The sequence below is a fragment of the Nocardioides sp. Root190 genome, assembly GCF_001428565.1.
In the GTDB taxonomy this organism is placed as follows: domain Bacteria; phylum Actinomycetota; class Actinomycetes; order Propionibacteriales; family Nocardioidaceae; genus Nocardioides.
In genome coordinates this window covers 345,529-361,414 of sequence record NZ_LMIA01000012.1, presented here as the reverse complement: position 1 = coordinate 361,414, position 15,886 = coordinate 345,529, and the positions used below count along the sequence as shown (strand labels likewise).

At 71.1% G+C, this 15,886-nt stretch carries 18 protein-coding genes; 17 read left to right on the top strand and 1 reads right to left on the bottom strand.

Translation table 11 applies throughout. The features are described from left to right. Window positions 1-19 precede the first annotated feature (19 nt). The 15 genes from ASE01_RS20190 (at window position 20) to ASE01_RS20120 (ending at window position 13,819) form a co-directional block, all read left to right on the top strand. On the top strand, window positions 20-1,381 hold the full coding sequence (locus ASE01_RS20190) for a replication-associated recombination protein A (protein WP_056756695.1): 1,362 nt from the start codon (window positions 20-22) through the stop codon (window positions 1,379-1,381). A gap of 11 nt (window positions 1,382-1,392) precedes the next feature. Continuing rightward, window positions 1,393-1,935, top strand: a complete 543-nt coding sequence (locus tag ASE01_RS20185; protein WP_157537622.1) for a hypothetical protein — start codon at window positions 1,393-1,395, stop codon at window positions 1,933-1,935. Next, window positions 1,932-2,246, top strand: a complete 315-nt coding sequence (locus tag ASE01_RS20180; protein WP_056756685.1) for a DUF6167 family protein — start codon at window positions 1,932-1,934, stop codon at window positions 2,244-2,246. The genes ASE01_RS20185 and ASE01_RS20180 overlap by 4 nt, the downstream gene beginning before the upstream one ends. Beyond that, on the top strand, window positions 2,243-4,957 hold the full coding sequence (gene alaS, locus ASE01_RS20175; RefSeq protein ID WP_056756682.1) for an alanine--tRNA ligase: 2,715 nt from the start codon (window positions 2,243-2,245) through the stop codon (window positions 4,955-4,957). The genes ASE01_RS20180 and alaS overlap by 4 nt, the downstream gene beginning before the upstream one ends. After that, window positions 4,954-5,436: a Holliday junction resolvase RuvX gene (gene ruvX, locus ASE01_RS20170; protein WP_056756678.1), complete on the top strand. Its 483-nt coding sequence runs from the start codon at window positions 4,954-4,956 to the stop codon at window positions 5,434-5,436. The genes alaS and ruvX overlap by 4 nt, the downstream gene beginning before the upstream one ends. Beyond that, window positions 5,429-6,568 (top strand): endolytic transglycosylase MltG, encoded by a 1,140-nt coding sequence (gene mltG / locus ASE01_RS20165; RefSeq protein WP_056756676.1) that lies wholly within the window; start codon window positions 5,429-5,431, stop codon window positions 6,566-6,568. Before ruvX ends, mltG begins: the two co-directional genes overlap by 8 nt. Next, window positions 6,555-7,388, top strand: coding sequence for a shikimate dehydrogenase (locus ASE01_RS20160; RefSeq protein WP_056756674.1), 834 nt, complete (start codon window positions 6,555-6,557; stop codon window positions 7,386-7,388). Before mltG ends, ASE01_RS20160 begins: the two co-directional genes overlap by 14 nt. Before the next feature lie 11 nt (window positions 7,389-7,399). Further along, on the top strand, window positions 7,400-8,098 hold the full coding sequence (locus tag ASE01_RS20155; RefSeq protein ID WP_056756671.1) for a prepilin peptidase: 699 nt from the start codon (window positions 7,400-7,402) through the stop codon (window positions 8,096-8,098). Window positions 8,099-8,122: 24 nt separating this feature from the next. Beyond that, the gene (gene aroC / locus ASE01_RS20150; RefSeq protein ID WP_056756668.1) at window positions 8,123-9,301 is read left to right on the top strand and encodes a chorismate synthase; all 1,179 of its coding nucleotides are present in this window, start codon (window positions 8,123-8,125) and stop codon (window positions 9,299-9,301) included. Then, complete coding sequence (locus tag ASE01_RS24570) at window positions 9,298-9,819, top strand: shikimate kinase (protein WP_235536115.1); 522 nt, start codon at window positions 9,298-9,300, stop codon at window positions 9,817-9,819. Before aroC ends, ASE01_RS24570 begins: the two co-directional genes overlap by 4 nt. Then, window positions 9,816-10,925 (top strand): 3-dehydroquinate synthase, encoded by a 1,110-nt coding sequence (gene aroB / locus ASE01_RS20140; RefSeq protein WP_056756665.1) that lies wholly within the window; start codon window positions 9,816-9,818, stop codon window positions 10,923-10,925. Before ASE01_RS24570 ends, aroB begins: the two co-directional genes overlap by 4 nt. After that, window positions 10,922-11,368 (top strand): type II 3-dehydroquinate dehydratase, encoded by a 447-nt coding sequence (locus tag ASE01_RS20135; protein WP_056756662.1) that lies wholly within the window; start codon window positions 10,922-10,924, stop codon window positions 11,366-11,368. Before aroB ends, ASE01_RS20135 begins: the two co-directional genes overlap by 4 nt. Before the next feature lie 62 nt (window positions 11,369-11,430). Next, window positions 11,431-11,997 (top strand): elongation factor P, encoded by a 567-nt coding sequence (gene efp / locus ASE01_RS20130; RefSeq protein WP_056756659.1) that lies wholly within the window; start codon window positions 11,431-11,433, stop codon window positions 11,995-11,997. Between the two features lie 10 nt (window positions 11,998-12,007). After that, window positions 12,008-12,415 carry a transcription antitermination factor NusB gene (nusB, locus tag ASE01_RS20125; RefSeq protein ID WP_056756657.1) on the top strand — a complete coding sequence of 136 codons (408 nt, stop codon included), beginning with the start codon at window positions 12,008-12,010 and terminating at the stop codon, window positions 12,413-12,415. A gap of 24 nt (window positions 12,416-12,439) precedes the next feature. Then, window positions 12,440-13,819, top strand: a complete 1,380-nt coding sequence (locus ASE01_RS20120; RefSeq protein ID WP_056756655.1) for a dihydrolipoyl dehydrogenase family protein — start codon at window positions 12,440-12,442, stop codon at window positions 13,817-13,819. Between the two features lie 121 nt (window positions 13,820-13,940). Here the strand turns inward: ASE01_RS20120 and ASE01_RS25320 are convergent, their stop codons facing one another. Next, window positions 13,941-14,240, bottom strand: coding sequence for a hypothetical protein (locus ASE01_RS25320; RefSeq protein ID WP_235536134.1), 300 nt, complete (start codon window positions 14,238-14,240; stop codon window positions 13,941-13,943). Between ASE01_RS25320 and ASE01_RS20115 the strand changes: the two genes are divergently transcribed. Further along, window positions 14,239-15,171 carry a MinD/ParA family protein gene (locus ASE01_RS20115; RefSeq protein WP_235536133.1) on the top strand — a complete coding sequence of 311 codons (933 nt, stop codon included), beginning with the start codon at window positions 14,239-14,241 and terminating at the stop codon, window positions 15,169-15,171. The genes ASE01_RS25320 and ASE01_RS20115 overlap by 2 nt on opposite strands. A gap of 463 nt (window positions 15,172-15,634) precedes the next feature. Next, window positions 15,635-15,805: a CsbD family protein gene (locus ASE01_RS20110; protein WP_056756651.1), complete on the top strand. Its 171-nt coding sequence runs from the start codon at window positions 15,635-15,637 to the stop codon at window positions 15,803-15,805. The last annotated feature ends 81 nt before the right edge of the window (window positions 15,806-15,886 follow it).

Here is a 15,886-nt window from a genome sequence, read left to right as displayed (position 1 = left end):
ACGCGGATAGGGTCGAGTCGTGGATGACGAGCCCCAGCTGTTCGACACCCCTTCCAGCAGGGGTACGCCGTCCGGCGGGTCGCTCTCGGACGCCGTGCACGCGGCGGCGCCCCTCGCCGTACGCATGCGCCCGCGTGGCCTCGAGGAGCTCGTCGGCCAGGCGCACCTGAGGGCGCCCGGATCGCCCCTGCGCCAGCTCGTGGAGGGCGACCAGTCGCTGTCGCTGCTCCTGTGGGGTCCGCCGGGCACGGGCAAGACGACGATCGCCTCGATCATCAGCCAGCAGACCGGGCGTCGCTTCGTGGAGGTCTCGGCGGTCTCCGCCGGCGTCAAGGAGGTGCGGGCGGCCATCGACTCCGCTCGCCGCGACCTGGTGGCGACGGGGGAGGAGACGGTCCTCTTCGTCGACGAGGTGCACCGGTTCAGCAAGGCGCAGCAGGACGCGCTGCTCCCCGGGGTGGAGAACCGCTGGGTGACCCTGGTCGCCGCGACCACCGAGAACCCGTCGTTCAGCGTCATCTCCCCGCTGCTCTCGCGCAGCCTGCTGCTGCGACTCCAGCCACTCACCGACGCCGACATCGGCGCCGTGCTCGACCTGGCCGTCACCGACGAGCGCGGTCTCGGTGGCGAGCTCGAGCTCGACGACGAGGCCCGCAGTCACCTGGTGCGCCTCGCGGGTGGCGACGCGCGCCGGTCGCTGACCTACCTCGAGGCCGCCGCGGGTGCAGCCCGGTCCAAGGGCACCACCACCATCGACGTGGAGACGGCGGAGACGGCGGCCGACCAGGCTGCGGTGCGCTACGACCGCGACGGCGACCAGCACTACGACGTGGTCAGCGCGTTCATCAAGTCGGTGCGCGGGTCGGACGCCGACGCTGCGCTGCACTACCTCGCCCGGATGATCGAGGCGGGGGAGGACCCGCGCTTCATCGCGCGTCGGCTGATGATCCTGGCCAGCGAGGACATCGGTCTCGCGGACTCCACGGCCCTGGCGACCGCCGTGGCGGCCGCCCAGACGGTGCAGCTGATCGGGATGCCCGAGGCGCAGCTCACGCTCGCCCACGCCACGATCGCGCTCGCGGTGGCCCCGAAGTCGAATGCCGTCACGACCGCGATCTTCGAGGCGATCGCCGACGTGCGCGCCGGCAAGATCGGTCAGGTCCCGCCGCACCTGCGCGACGCGCACTACGCCGGCGCCAAGACGCTCGGACACGGCCAGGGCTACATCTACGCCCACGACGCGCCGTACGGCGTCGCTGCGCAGCAGTACGCGCCCGACGTCGTCGTCGACGCGGCCTACTACCGCCCGACCGAGCTGGGCGCCGAGGCGACGGTGAAACAACGGTGGGAGCGAGTTCGCCGCATCATCCGGGGGAAGTAGGCTTGTCGACCGTGACCAGCCTCCTCGCCGTACCCGATGGGCTGGCCGTGCTGACGGTGCTCGGCCTCGTGGTCCTGACCGGCGCCGTCCTCTGGCTCCAGAGGTCGCTGCGCCAGGCTCGCCGGCACACCGAGGAGCTGCTCGCCGCGGCGGCGAGTGACGCCGACGCGCTGCGCCAGCAGCTGACCGGGCTCGAGGTGCAGCTGCGGGCGCAGGCGAGTGCCGTCGAGACCCGGGTGCGGGTCCCGGTGGCCGTGGTCGACGACCGCGAGTACCTCATCACCGACCTGGCCAAGGAGCGCGGTCCGAGCGTTCCCGCGCGGATCCTCCCGGCTCCCCAGTTCGCCGACATCCTGCTGCGCGAGAGCGTGATCAAGACCGCCGCCCTCGCTGCGGGACTGCGTCGCGCGCTCTCGCCCGAGGTGCGCAACCGGATCCGCTTCGAGATGAAGCGCGAGGTCAAGAGGTCGCGCAAGGAGCGCAAGGTCATGCTCAAGGCGGCCCGTCGTGACTGGGAGTCACGCCAGCGCTCCGGCATCGAGGTGTCCGGGTGAAGGCAGGACTCTGGTTCACCGCCGGCGCCGCAGCGGGCGTCTACGGCATGGTCCGGGTACGCCGGATCGCCGAGGCGTTCACGCCCGACGGGATGCGCGACCGGATCGGTGCGGCCTTCGTGGGCGCACGGATGTTCCGCGACGAGGTCGTCCAGGGCCAGGTGGACGCCGAAAGCCAGTTGCGTGAGCACTTCCGTGCTCTGGAGGCTGGACCGCGGAGGGCCGACCCGCCCACCGCGCTCGAGAAGAGCAGCACCATGACGGCCTCCCTGGCCGCCCCGAACCCCACGACGAAGGATGGCCCACGATGACGGCGACGCCGGACCGGTACCTCAGCAGCGCGGAGATCCGCTCCCGGTTCCTCGCGCACTTCGAGGCCCGCGGCCACACGGTCGTCCCGTCGGCCTCGCTGCTGCTCGACGACCCCAACCTGCTGTTCGTCAATGCCGGCATGGTGCCCTTCAAGCCGTACTTCCTCGGCCAGGAGACGCCGCCGTACAAGCGCGCGACCAGCGTCCAGAAGTGTGTGCGGACCCTCGACATCGAGGAGGTCGGCAAGACCACGCGGCACGGCACGTTCTTCCAGATGAACGGCAACTTCTCGTTCGGCGACTACTTCAAGGAAGGCGCGATCCAGTACGCCTGGGAGCTGATCACCGGCGACCAGGCCGACGGTGGCTTCGGGTTCGACCCGGAGACCGTCTGGGTGACCGTGCTGCCCGAGGACGACGAGGCGCGCGATGCGTGGAAGCGGATCGCCGGCCTGCCGGACGAGCGCATCCAGCCGCGTGGGCTGAAGGACAACTACTGGAACATGGGCGTGCCCGGCCCCGGTGGTCCCTGCAGCGAGATCTACATCGACCGTGGTCCCGAGTTCGGCGCCGACGGTGGCCCCGAGGCCGACGAGGACCGGTTCCTGGAGATCTGGAACCTCGTCTTCATGCAGGAGGAGCTCAGCGCCGTCCGCGCCAAGGACGACTTCGACATCGCCGGGCCGCTGCCGAGCAAGAACATCGACACCGGCATGGGCCTGGAGCGGGTCGCCTACCTGCTCCAGGGCAAGAACAACATGTACGAGACCGACGTCATCTTCCCCGTCATCGAGCGGGCCGAGGAGCTGACCGGCAAGAAGTACGGCGCCGGCGCCTCCGGTGCTGCGGGCGCCGACATCGACGACGTCCGGTTCCGGGTCATCGCCGACCACGTCCGCAGCTCACTGATGCTGATCAGCGACGGCGTCACCCCCGGCAACGAGGGCCGCGGCTACGTCCTGCGCCGCCTGCTGCGCCGCGCGGTCCGCAACGTCCGCCTGCTCGGGTACGACGCCCCGGCGCTGCCCGAGCTGCTGCCGGTCTCGCGCGACCGGATGGGCGAGAGCTACCCCGAGCTGGTGACCGGCTGGGACCGCATCGCGCAGGTCGCCTTCGCCGAGGAGGAGGCCTTCCGCAAGACCCTCCAGGCGGGCACCCAGATCTTCGACCTGGCGGCCGTCGAGGTGAAGAAGGCCGGCTCGACCACGATCTCGGGCGACAAGGCCTTCGCGCTGCACGACACCTTCGGCTTCCCGATCGACCTGACCCTGGAGATGGCCTCCGAGGCCGGTCTCGCCGTCGACGAGCCGGGGTTCCGGCAGCTGATGGGCGAGCAGCGCGAGCGCGCCAAGGCCGACGCGCGCTCCAAGAAGGGCCACCACGCCGACACCGGCGTCTACCGCGGCATCCTCGACGCCAACGGTCCCACCGAGTGGCTCGCCTACGAGACGCTCGAGACCGAGTCGCGCCCGCTGGCGCTGCTGCGCGAGGGAGCGGCGGTCACCTCGCTCGGCGCCGGTGAGATCGGTGAGCTGGTCCTGGACCGCACGCCGTTCTACGCCGAGTCCGGTGGCCAGGTGGCCGACGCGGGGGTCATCGAGTTCGAGGGCGGCACGCTCGAGGTGCTCGACGTCCAGCGTCCGGTCCGCGGCCTGGTGGTCCACCAGGTGCGGGTCGTCGACGGCGAGCTGCCGGCCGACGCGTCCCTGTTGCACGCCCGGGTCGACCCGGACTGGCGCACCGGCGCCCGCCAGGCGCACTCGGGCACCCACGTGATCCACGCGGCCCTGCGCGAGGTGCTCGGGCCCACTGCGCTGCAGTCCGGCTCCTACAACCGCCCTGGCTACCTCCGTCTCGACTTCGGCTGGCTGAACGCCCTCGCGCCCGACCAGGTCCGTGAGATCGAGCAGGTCGCCAACAACGCCCTGCGGGCCGACCTCCCGGTCGCCTGGGACTACATGACGCTGCCCCAGGCCAGGGACTGGGGCGCCCTCGCCCTGTTCGGTGAGACGTACGACGACACCAAGGTCCGCGTCGTCGAGATCGGTGGCCCGTGGTCCCGCGAGCTGTGCGGTGGCACCCACGTCGACCATTCCAGCCAGATCGGCACGATCGTGGTGACCGGTGAGGCGAGCGTCGGCTCCGGCAACCGCCGGATCGAGGCCCTCACCGGTGTGGAGGGCTTCTCCTACCTCGCCCGCGAGCGCGATGTCGTGAGCCAGCTCTCGACGCTGCTCAAGGCCCAGCCCGACGACATCGTGGGTCGGGTCGGCGATCTCGTCGAGCGGCTCAAGCAGTCCGAGAAGGAGATCGAGAAGGCTCGCCTCGCTCAGCTGCTGTCGGGCGGCGCCGCGCTCGCCGGTGGAGCGGTCGAGGTCAACGGTGTCCGGCTCGTCGCGCAGCGTCTCGACGGGGCCTCGGGCGGCGACGTCCGCACCCTGGCCACCGACGTGCGTGCCCGGCTGAGCGGCGACACGCCGGCAGCCGTGGTCCTGATCGGTGCTGTCGACGGCAAGGCCGCCATCGTGGCTGCGCTCAACGACGCCGCTCAGGCGCGGGGCCTCGCGGCCGGTGACCTGGTGCGCGTGGCTGCTCCCTTCCTCGACGGGAAGGGCGGCGGCAAGGCCGACATGGCCCAGGGCGGCGGCACCGACGTCACCCGCATCGACGAGGCGCTGGCCGCGATCACCGCGGCGATCGCCTCGGCATGAGACGCGGCGTCCGGATCGGCGTCGATCCGGGTGATGCCCGGATCGGCGTCGCGAAGTGCGACCCCTCGGGCATCCTGGCGACGCCGGTCGAGACGGTCCGCCGTGGCACGGGCGACCTCCGTCGGATCCACCAGATCACGAAGGCCGAGGAGGCCATCGAGGTCGTCATGGGCCTGCCCCGCTCGCTGTCCGGCGGCGAGGGTCCGGCGGCGCTCAAGACACGCCAGTTCGCGGCCCGGCTCGCGCGGCGGGTGGCGCCCGTGCCGGTGCGGCTGGTCGACGAACGCCTCACCACTGTGACGGCGGAGGCTATGCTGCGCGACCAGCGCAAGGGTGCGAAGCGTCGCGCCGTTGTCGATCAGGTCGCGGCGGTCGTGATCCTGCAGCAGGCGCTGGACGTCGAGCGCACCACCGGGCAGCCCCCGGGGGAGACAGTGCAGCCCGACACCCCAGGTGAGGACGAGGAGACACATGGTTGAGCCGGACGGCCTTCAGGACCCGCAGCAGACCCCTCTGCCCTCCGCCCGCGGACACCGGCGCGCTGCGAAGAAGCGTCGCTCGGGGTGCGCCCCGGTGCTGCTCGTCATCGTGCTGTTCTGCGCGATCCTGGCGTGGTTCGCGCGCGGCGCGATCTCCGACGTCAAGGACATGTTCGCCGGTGCCGAGGACTACGCCGGTCCCGGTTCCGGTGAGGTGATGGTCGTCATCGATCCCGGGCAGAGCATCCGCTCCATGGGCGAGGAGCTCGAGGAGCTCGACGTCGTCGCCTCCGCGGACGCCTTCGTGGACGCGGCCGGCAAGAACGCCGAGGCCCAGGGCATCCAGGCTGCGACCTACACGATGCTGCTCAAGATGAAGGCCTCCGACGCCGTGGCGTTCCTGGCCAACCCCGCCAACGCCGGGGCCGGCACCACCGTCACCGTGACCGAGGGCGCGCGGGTCCGCCAGATCGTCGAGACGATCGTGGAGAAGACCGAGTTCACCAAGAAGCAGCTCACCAGGCTCCTCGCGAACCCGGAGACCATCGGCCTGCCCGCCGAGGCCAAGGGCAACCCCGAGGGCTACCTGTACCCCGCGACGTACGAGATCACCGACAGCACCACCCCGAAGAGCCTGCTCTCCCAGATGGTCGCGAAGACCGAGGAGACCGAGACGGACCTCGACATCGAGGCAGGGGCCAGCCGGCTGGGTCTCACCCCGCACGACATCATCACCATCGCCAGCATCCTGGAGTACGAAGCCAACCGCGACGCGGACTACCCGAAGGTCGCGCGGGTCATCTACAACCGGCTCGACGACGGCATGGCGCTGCAGATGGACTCGACCGTGTCCTACGTCAGCAAGCGGGAGGGTGACGTGTGGACCACGGCGGAGGAGCGTGAGAGCGACTCGCTCTACAACACCTACCAGCACACGGGCCTGCCGCCGGGGCCGATCGGCTCGCCCGGCGAGAAGACGATCCGGGCGGCGCTCGAGCCGGCCGACGGTCCGTGGCTGTTCTTCGTCCCCGACTACGAGAACGAGACGACGGTCTTCTCGACCACGCTCGCCGAGCACAACGTGGCCGTCGAGCGGCTCCGGGAGTACTGCCGCACGCATGACGAGTGCTGATCGAGTGACCGGCGTCCCGCGGTGCGGGGTCGTCGGTGACCCGGTCGAGCACTCGCTGTCCCCGGTGCTGCACCGCGCCGGCCACGCGGCCGTCGGCATCGAGGCGCGGTACGACGCCGTACGGGTCGCGGCCGAGGGGCTGGACGGCTTCGTGGCGACTCTCGGCCCGGAGTGGCGGGGCCTGTCGGTGACGGCACCCCTGAAGCGCGAGGCGCTCGCGCTGGCGAGGACGGTCAGCGACAGGGCGGTGCTGGCCGGCGGCGCGAACACGCTGGTGCGCACTGCCGATGGCTGGGCCGCGGACAACACCGATCTTCCGGGCGCTGTCGCCGCGATCCGGGAGAGGTACGACGGACCGGCGACCGTCGCCACGATCATCGGCGGCGGCGCCACCGCCGCATCGACCGGACTCGCGCTCGCCGAGCTCGGCGTGCGGACGATCCGCCTGCTCGCGCGCGACCCGTCGCGGGCGGGGGAGACGGTGGCTGCGCTTGCGCGCGACCCGCGACTCGAGGTCGACGTGCTCCCGCTCGACGGTGCCGCAGTGCTCGGGGAGGTCGTCGTGTCGACGATCCCGGTGGGCGCGCAGACCGAGGCGCTCGTCGCTGCGACCTCGGAGGCCGCCGTGGTCTTCGAGGTGGTCTACGACCCGTGGCCCTCGCCGGTCGCGGCTGCCGCGCTGGCTCGAGGACAGGTGCTGGTGACGGGCCTGGACCTGCTGGTGCACCAGGCGGTCCTCCAGTTCGCGATGTTCACTGGTCACAACGGGCCATTGGACGCGATGCGCGCGGCGGGCGAACACGCGTTGTCCCAGCGATAGATTCATCGATCATGCACGTGCTCCCTGCCCTCGTCGGCGCCCTGGTCGGGCTGCTGGGCGGTCTCCTCGTCCCGCGCCTGATCGCGCTCTGCCCCGAGCCGGAGCACAACCCGGCGGAGAACCCCGAGGAGTTCCCCGACCACGTGCCCTTCGCCGAGCTGGCGGCCCGTCCCGGGCTCGCACTGCGCAGCGCGATCGCCGGTGCCGTGGCCGGCGCCGCCCTGGCCGGGGTCACGGGCTGGGCGTGGGGGCTTCCCTGGCTGCTGTTCCTGGTGCCGATCGGGATCGCGCTCTCCGTCATCGACTACGTCACGTGGTACCTCCCGTCCCGGCTGATCTGGCCGTCGTACGCCGTGGTGCTGGCCCTCGAGGTGGTCGCGACCATCGCGCTCGAGGAGCCGCAGGTGCTGGTCCTCGGTGCGATCGGCTTCGCCGGACTCGGCCTCTACTACGGCCTGATGTGGTTCATCAGCCCGCGGATCATGGCGTTCGGGGACGTCCGGCTCGGTGCCCTGCTGGGACTCGCGCTGGGACCGTTCGGGATCGGCACGCTCCTGGTCTCCGTGGTCGCCGCAGCGCTCCTGGCAGTGCTCGCCCTGGTGCCGATGCGCCGCGGCGGGACGATGATCCGGCGCAAGGTGCCCTACGGGCCCTACCTCGTGGCCGGCGCCCTCGTCGCCGTGGTGCTGGGACAGGTCCTGAGCAGCTGAGTGCCGCGTGGGACAATCGTGCCCATGTTGCGCTGGCTGACCGCGGGGGAGTCCCACGGGCCCTCGTTGGTCGCGATCCTCGAGGGCCTTCCGGCCCACGTCGAGGTCACGACCGACGACATCTCCGACTCCCTTGCCCGACGACGCCTCGGCTACGGCCGCGGTGCCCGGATGAAGTTCGAGGCCGACGAGGTCACCATCACCGGTGGGATCCGGCACGGACGCTCGCAGGGCGGCCCGGTGGCGATCCAGGTCGGCAACACCGAGTGGCCCAAGTGGGAGACCGTGATGTCGGCCGACCCGGTCGACCCGGCGGTGCTCGAGGCGCAGGCCCGCAACGCGGCCCTGACCCGGCCGCGCCCGGGTCATGCCGACCTGGCCGGCATGCAGAAGTACGACTTCCCGGACGCCCGACCGATCCTCGAGCGCGCCTCGGCCCGCGAGACCGCGGCCCGGGTCGCACTCGGTCGTGTCGCCAGCAACTTCATCGAGCAGGCCACCGGCGCCCGGATCGTCAGCCACGTGCTGGAGATCGGTGGCGTCCGCACTCCCTCGCGTGACCTCCCTGCCGCCGACGACGTGGCTCGTCTCGACGAGGACCCGGTCCGCTGCCTGGACCCCGATGGCTCCAAGCTGATGGTCGAGCGGATCGACCAGGCCCACAAGGACGGCGACACCCTCGGCGGCGTCGTCGAGGTCGTGGTGCACGGACTCCCGCCGGGCCTCGGGTCCCACGTGCACTGGGACCGTCGCCTCGATGCCCGGCTCGCCGGTGCGCTCATGGGCATCCAGGCGATCAAGGGCGTGGAGGTCGGTGACGGCTTCGAGATCGCCGCGACGCCCGGCTCCCTGGCCCACGACGAGATCGTCGCGACCGAGGACGGCCTGCGTCGTGTCTCGGGACGCTCCGGCGGGACCGAGGGCGGCATGACGACCGGCGAGATCCTGCGGGTCCGGGCCGCGATGAAGCCGATCGCGACCGTTCCCCGCGCCCTGCGCACCGTCGACCTCGCCACCGGCGAGGAGGCCGTCGCCCACCACCAGCGCTCCGACGTGTGCGCGGTGCCGGCGGCGGGCATCGTCGCCGAGGCGATGGTGGCCCTCGTCCTGGCCGACGCGGTGCTGGAGAAGTTCGGCGGCGACTCGGTCACCGAGACGCGACGCAACGTCCAGAGCTACCTCGACACGCTCCGGTTCAAGTGACCGGTCCGCGCGCGGTCCTGATCGGCACGATGGGTGCCGGCAAGACCACGGTCGGACGGCGGCTCGCCGAACGCCTCGGCGTCGACTTCCTCGACAGCGACGAGCTGATCGAGGAGCGGGCCGGCAAGAGCGTGCAGGACATCTTCGTCGAGGACGGCGAGGCCACCTTCCGGGCGCTGGAACGCGACACCGTCGCCTGGGCGCTGGAGAACCACGAAGGCGTGCTCTCCCTCGGCGGCGGCGCCGTACTGGATCCCGCGACCCAGGCTCTGCTCGCCTCCCACCAGGTCGTGTTCCTGCGCGTCGGCCTGGCCGACGCGGTCAAACGGGTCGGCCTGGGCGTCGGCCGACCGCTGCTCCTGGGCAACATCAGGTCCCGGGTCAAGCAGCTCCTCGACGAGCGCACCCCCGTCTACCAGGGACTGGCGCGGGTGACGGTGGACACCGACGCCCGCACCCCGGCCGACGTCGTCGCCGACGTCCTGGCCGCCATCGCGCCCCGAGGAGAGCAGCTGTGAGTGCCCCGAGCGAGAGCTCCGTGATCCGGGTGGCCACCGCGTCGCCGTACGACGTCGTGGTCGGCCACGGTGTCCTCGACCGGTTGCGCGACCTGCTCCCCAGCGGGGTCCAGCGGGTCGCCATCATCTGCCCCGAGGCCCTCGAGGACCTGCTCGACCCGTTCGCGGACCTGCTCGAGGGACTGGACGTCATCGTGCTCCAGGTGCCCGACGGCGAGGAGGCGAAGCACTGGGAGGTCGCCGCAGCGTGCTGGGAGTCGCTCGGCGAGGAGGGCTTCACCCGCTCCGACGCCGTGGTCACCCTCGGCGGGGGTGCGACCACCGACCTCGGCGGCTTCGTCGCCGCGACGTGGCTGCGCGGCGTCGCCGTCGTCCACGTCCCGACCACGCTGCTCGCGATGGTCGACGCCGCCGTCGGCGGCAAGACGGGCATCAACACCCCGGCCGGCAAGAACCTCGTCGGCTCCTTCCACGAGCCCGCCGGCGTGCTGTGCGACCTCGCCCTGCTGGCCACGCTCCCGCCGGAAGAGCTCGTCGCAGGTCTCGGTGAGGTCATCAAGTGCGGCTTCATCGCCGATCCCCGCATCCTGGAGCTCGTCGAGCAGAACGACCCCGCCTCGCTCACGGCGGACTCGCCGGTGCTCCGGGAGCTCGTCGAGCGTGCGATCGCGGTCAAGGCCGAGGTCGTGGCCGGTGACCTGAAGGAGCAGGGCGGCACCGGGGGACACCCCGGACGCGAGGCGCTCAACTACGGCCACACGCTCGCCCACGCCATCGAGAAGTCGACCGACTACTCCATCCGCCACGGCGAGGCCGTCGCGATCGGCTGCGTCTACGTCGCCGAGCTCGCCTCCCGCGCGGGCGTCCTGCCTGCCGACCTGGTCACCCGTCACCGCGCCGCCTTCGGACGCGTGGGCCTGCCGACCTCGTGGGACGGTGCCGACTTCGACGCCCTGCTCGCGACGATGCGGGTCGACAAGAAGTCCCGCGGCAACCAGCTCCGCTTCGTCGTCCTGGAGGACGTGGGCCGACCTGTCGTCCTCGCCGGACCCTCCGAGGAGGACCTGCGCGCGTCGTACGCCGCTCTGGGAGGATCGGTCTCATGAGCCTGCGGCGGGTGCACGTGCTGAACGGACCCAACCTGGGCCGTCTGGGTCGTCGACAGCCGGAGATCTACGGCAGCACGACCCTGCCCGAGCTGGCCACCCTGTGCCTCACCTGGGGCAGTGAGCTCGGCCTCGACGTCGACCTCCGCCAGACCAACCACGAGGGCGAGCTGCTCGACTGGCTCAACGCCGCGGCGGACGAGGAGACCCCGGTCGTCCTCAACGCGGCGGCATGGACGCACTACTCGTACGCCCTCTTCGACGCCTGCGCCCAGCTCACCGCCCCGCTGGTGGAGGTCCACATCAGTGCACCGTCGAAGCGTCCTGAGGAGTTCCGGCACACCTCCGTCGTCACCCCGCACGCGGCACGGGTGATCGAGGGCGAGGGCATCGACGGTTACCGACAGGCGCTCGAATTCATCGCTGGCCGTCTCGCCGACTAGACTTCCTCGCCGGCCCTCCGGGGCCGACTCGATCTTGTACATCTGCAGAAGAAGGCTGGCTCATGGCAACGACGAACGACCTCAAGAACGGCTTGGTTCTCAACCTGGAGGGCCAGCTCTGGCAGGTCGTCGAGTTCCAGCACGTCAAGCCCGGCAAGGGCCCGGCCTTCGTCCGCACGAAGCTGAAGCACGTGGAGTCCGGCAAGAACGTCGACAAGACCTTCAACGCCGGCACGAAGGTCGAGACCGCCACGGTCGACCGCCGCTCGTTCCAGTACCTCTACAACGACGGCTCCAACTACGTCTTCATGGACGTGCAGGACTACGACCAGGTCGAGGTCACCCCGGAGATCCTCGGCGACGCGTCCGGCTTCCTCCTCGAGAACCAGGACGTCGTGATCGCGACCAACGAGGGCCGCGTGCTCTTCGTCGAGCTCCCGGCCTCGGTCGAGCTGCTCGTCTCCTACACCGAGCCCGGCGTCGTGGGTGACTCCGCGACCGGTCGCACCAAGCCGGCCACGCTCGAGACCGGTGCCGAGATCCAGGTCCCGCTCTTCATCGAGCAGGGCGAGAAGATCAAGGTGGACACCCGCGAGGGTGGCTCCTACCTCTCCCGCGTGAAGGGCTGACGCCCGCCCGATGGGAGCCCGGACCAAGGCCCGCAAGCGTGCCCTCGATGTCCTGTACGCCGCCGACCTGCGCGGCGAGACCGGAGCCGAGGCGCTGATCCGCGTCAACGCCGAGGGCGAGGCGCCGAACAACCCCTACACGACCACGCTGGTCGCGGGGGTCAGTGAGCGTCGCGAGCGCATCGACGAGGTCCTCACCGAGTTCTCCACCGACTGGAGCCTGGCCCGGATGCCCGCAGTCGACCGCAACGTCCTGCGCATCGGTGTCTGGGAGCTGCTCTGGGCCGACGACGTGCCCGACACCGTCGCCGTGACCGAGGCGATGGCGCTCGTGCGCGAGCTCTCGACCGATGACTCGCCGGCCTTCGTCAACGGTGTCCTCGGCGCGATCCAGCGCAAGAAGGCGTCCCTGGTCTGACCCCGCGTGTGCCAGTCTTGGGCCATGGCTGCCACGCAGGAGGTCGACGTCGTCGTCATCGGACTCGGGCCGGGCGGCGAGCACGTCGCTGCCTCGCTCGCCAAGGCCGGACTCTCGGTGGTCGGGGTCGACCGACGACTGGTCGGCGGTGAGTGTCCCTACTTCGGCTGCATCCCGTCGAAGATGATGATCCGCGCCGCGGACGCCATCGCCGAGGCGCGACGCCTGTCCGCGCTCGGCGGCTCGGCGGAGGTGACCACGGACTGGACGATCGTCGCCGACCGGATCCGCGACGAGGCGACCGACGACTGGGACGACCGCGTCGCCGTGGAGCGGCTCGAGGCCTCCGGCGCCCGGTTCGTCCGCGGCCACGGCCGACTGGCCGGTCCGGGGCGCGTGAGCGTGAGCACCGACGACGGTGAGCAGGAGTTCGTCGTACGACGCGGGGTGGTGCTGAACACCGGCACCGAGCCCGCCGTCCCGCCGATCGACGGGCTGGCCGACACGCCGTACTGGACCAACCGTGACGTCGTCCAGATCCGTCAGCTGCCCACCAGCCTGGTCGTGCTCGGCGGCGGCGCCATCGGCTGCGAGCTCGCGCAGGCCTTCTCCCGGTTCGGGGTGGAGGTCACCGTCGTGGAGGCCGGACCGCGGATCCTCGGCCCGGAGGAGCCCGAGGCCAGCGCAGTCGTCGCCACGGCGCTCGAGGACGAGGGCATCGCCGTCCGCACCGGTGTCGGCGTGACCTCGGTGGCCCACGACGGCGCGTTCAGCATCGGCCTCGCCGACGGCACCTCGATCGGCTCCCAGGCGCTCCTGGTGGCCGCCGGGCGTCGTACCAATGTCGCTGACGTGGGTCTGGACACCGTCGGCGGCGACCCGTCGGCCCGTTCCCTGGACGTGGACGAGCGGATGCGGGTCACCGGTCTCGACGGGGTCTGGGCGATCGGTGACATCACCGCCAAGGGTGCCTTCACGCACATGTCGATGTACCAGGCGAACATCGCGATCCGCGACCTCACCGACGAGGACGGCCCCTGGGCGGAGTACCACGCCGTCTCGCGGGCCACCTTCACCGACCCCGAGGTGGGCTCGGTCGGGATGACCGAGAAGCAGGCGCGCGACGCCGGTCTGCGCGTGGGTGTCGGGACGGCGCCGCTGCCCGAGTCGAGCCGCGGCTGGCTCCACAAGGTCGGCAACGACGGGATCATCAAGGTGGTCGCCGACCTCGACCGGGGTGTGCTCGTCGGCGCGACCGCTGTCGGGCCTGCCGGCGGGGAGATCATCGGAATGCTGGTGACGGCTGTGCACGCGAAGGTGTCACTGGACACGTTGCGGGGCATGCACTTCGCGTACCCGACCTTCCACAGGGCGATCGAGACGGCGCTGGACAGCATCTCCTGACGATCTACCTCAGGTAGGTTGACGACGACTGACTGCCCATCTCGGAGGTTCTCGTGAGTCAGCCCATTCCAGACGGATCCGCCAACCCGACGTCCGAGGACTCCAACACCTCGGATCGTCTCTACACCCCCGACGAGCTCGAGGACTTCGCCCGGCGCCAGGCTGAGGCCGCCCGTTCGGGGTCGCCCCTCGATCCGCTGACGGACCCGATCCCACCCGTGCACGAGCACACGGTGATCCGGCCGGCGCCGGGTCCTGCGCCGAGCACCGCGTCGGGTCCTGCGCCGAGTACCGCGCCGACGGCGCCGCCCGCACAGTCCGGGCCGATCGGTCCTCCTCCCTCGGCGCCGCCACCGTCGTACCCACCGAGGGCGGCCCCGCCCCAGGCCCCTCCTGCGGCGCCCGAGCCGCGACGGTTCATGACGGCCACCGACTTCCTCGACCGCCGCGACGCCGACAAGACCCTCGGCCCGGCCACCTGGGGCTGGCGTGGTCGACTCCGGCGCTGGAGCGGTGGACTGCTGAAGCCCGCGATGGGGCCGAAGGAACAGGCGTTCGAGGCCGACCGTGCGCAGATCCAGAAGGACTTCGACGGCCCGCGCACCATCGCGTTCGTCAATCCCAAGGGCGGTGCGGCCAAGACGACGGGCGTGCTGGCTGCCGGTTTCACCTTCGGCACGGTCCGTGGCGGCGGGGTCGTGGCGTGGGACAACAACGAGACCCGCGGGACGCTCGGGATCCGGGGTTCGCGCAGCACCCACCGCAACACCACGCGTGAGCTGCTCGAGGACCTCGGCCGGTTCAAGGACGTCTACCAGTCGCGCATCGGCGACCTCGGCGCCTTCGTGCGGTCGCAGGGCGATGCCCACTTCGACGTCCTGGCCTCCGACGAGCGCCCGGACGTCACCGGCGTCATCCACGCCAAGGACTTCGGCGAGGTGCACTCCCTGCTCGAGCGCTTCTACCGGATCCTCCTGGTCGACACCGGCAACAACCTGCGCGCCGAGAACTGGCTCGCCGCCGCCGAGGCGGCCGACCTCCTCGTCGTCACCAGCACGGTGCGCGAGGACACCGGTTACAGCGGACTCTGGATGCTCGACGCCCTGCAGGACGCCGGCTACGAGAACCTGAAGTACAAGACCGTCACCGTCCTCTCCGACCCCTCGCCGAAGGTCGACGAGGCGTTGGCGCGCGACCTGGTCGCGGTGTACGAGCAGCGGACCCGCGGCGTCTACCGGATCCCCTACGACCCGGTCCTGGTCGCCGGCGGTGTGATCGCCTACAACCAGCTGTCCGAGGCGACCCAGCGGGCGTGGTTGCGGGCCTGTGCGGGGATGGCCGCGGCTCTCTGACATCGCGACCGTTGGTCGAGGAGGCCGCCCGCGGCCGTCTCGAGACCACTGGCTCCGGTGCACCCGCCTGACCGTGGGCTGGTTCCGGCACCGGGTCACCGGGTCTCGAGACGGTCGCTGCGCGACCTCCTCGACCAACGGGGTCGCGGGCAGCAACGAGTGGGTACGGCGGGTGGCCGGGTCGCGGGCAGCAACGAGTGGGTACGGCGGGTGGCCGGGTTGCGCTGGCGTCCACCGTTGGTCGAGGAGGCCGTCCGCGGCCGTCTCGAGACCTCTGGCTCCGGTGCACCCGCCTGCCCGTGGGCTGCTCCGGCACAGGGCCACCGGGTCTCGAGACGATCGCTGTGCTCGCGCCGCGACCGGATCGAACTCCGACCGGATCGACCGGGAGCACCCGGGTACTGCTCTGGGTGCACACCGAGTGGGCGGTCCCGTCCACGAAACCCGACGCAAGGAGTCAGGCATGGGTCTCGACGACAAGATCAAGAACAGCGCCGACGAGAACGTGGGCAAGGCCAAGGAAACCCTCGGCAAGGCGACCAATGACGAGGACCTCGAGGCCGAGGGCAAGGTCGACAAGACCAAGGCCAGTCTGAAGCAGGCTGGCGAGAAGGTGAAGGACGTCTTCAAGTAGGCCGTCCGAGAAGCATCCGAAGGGGCTCGCTCAGCGGGCCCCTTCGGCATTTCCCCGTAACTGAATGCCGGGTTCGGGTAC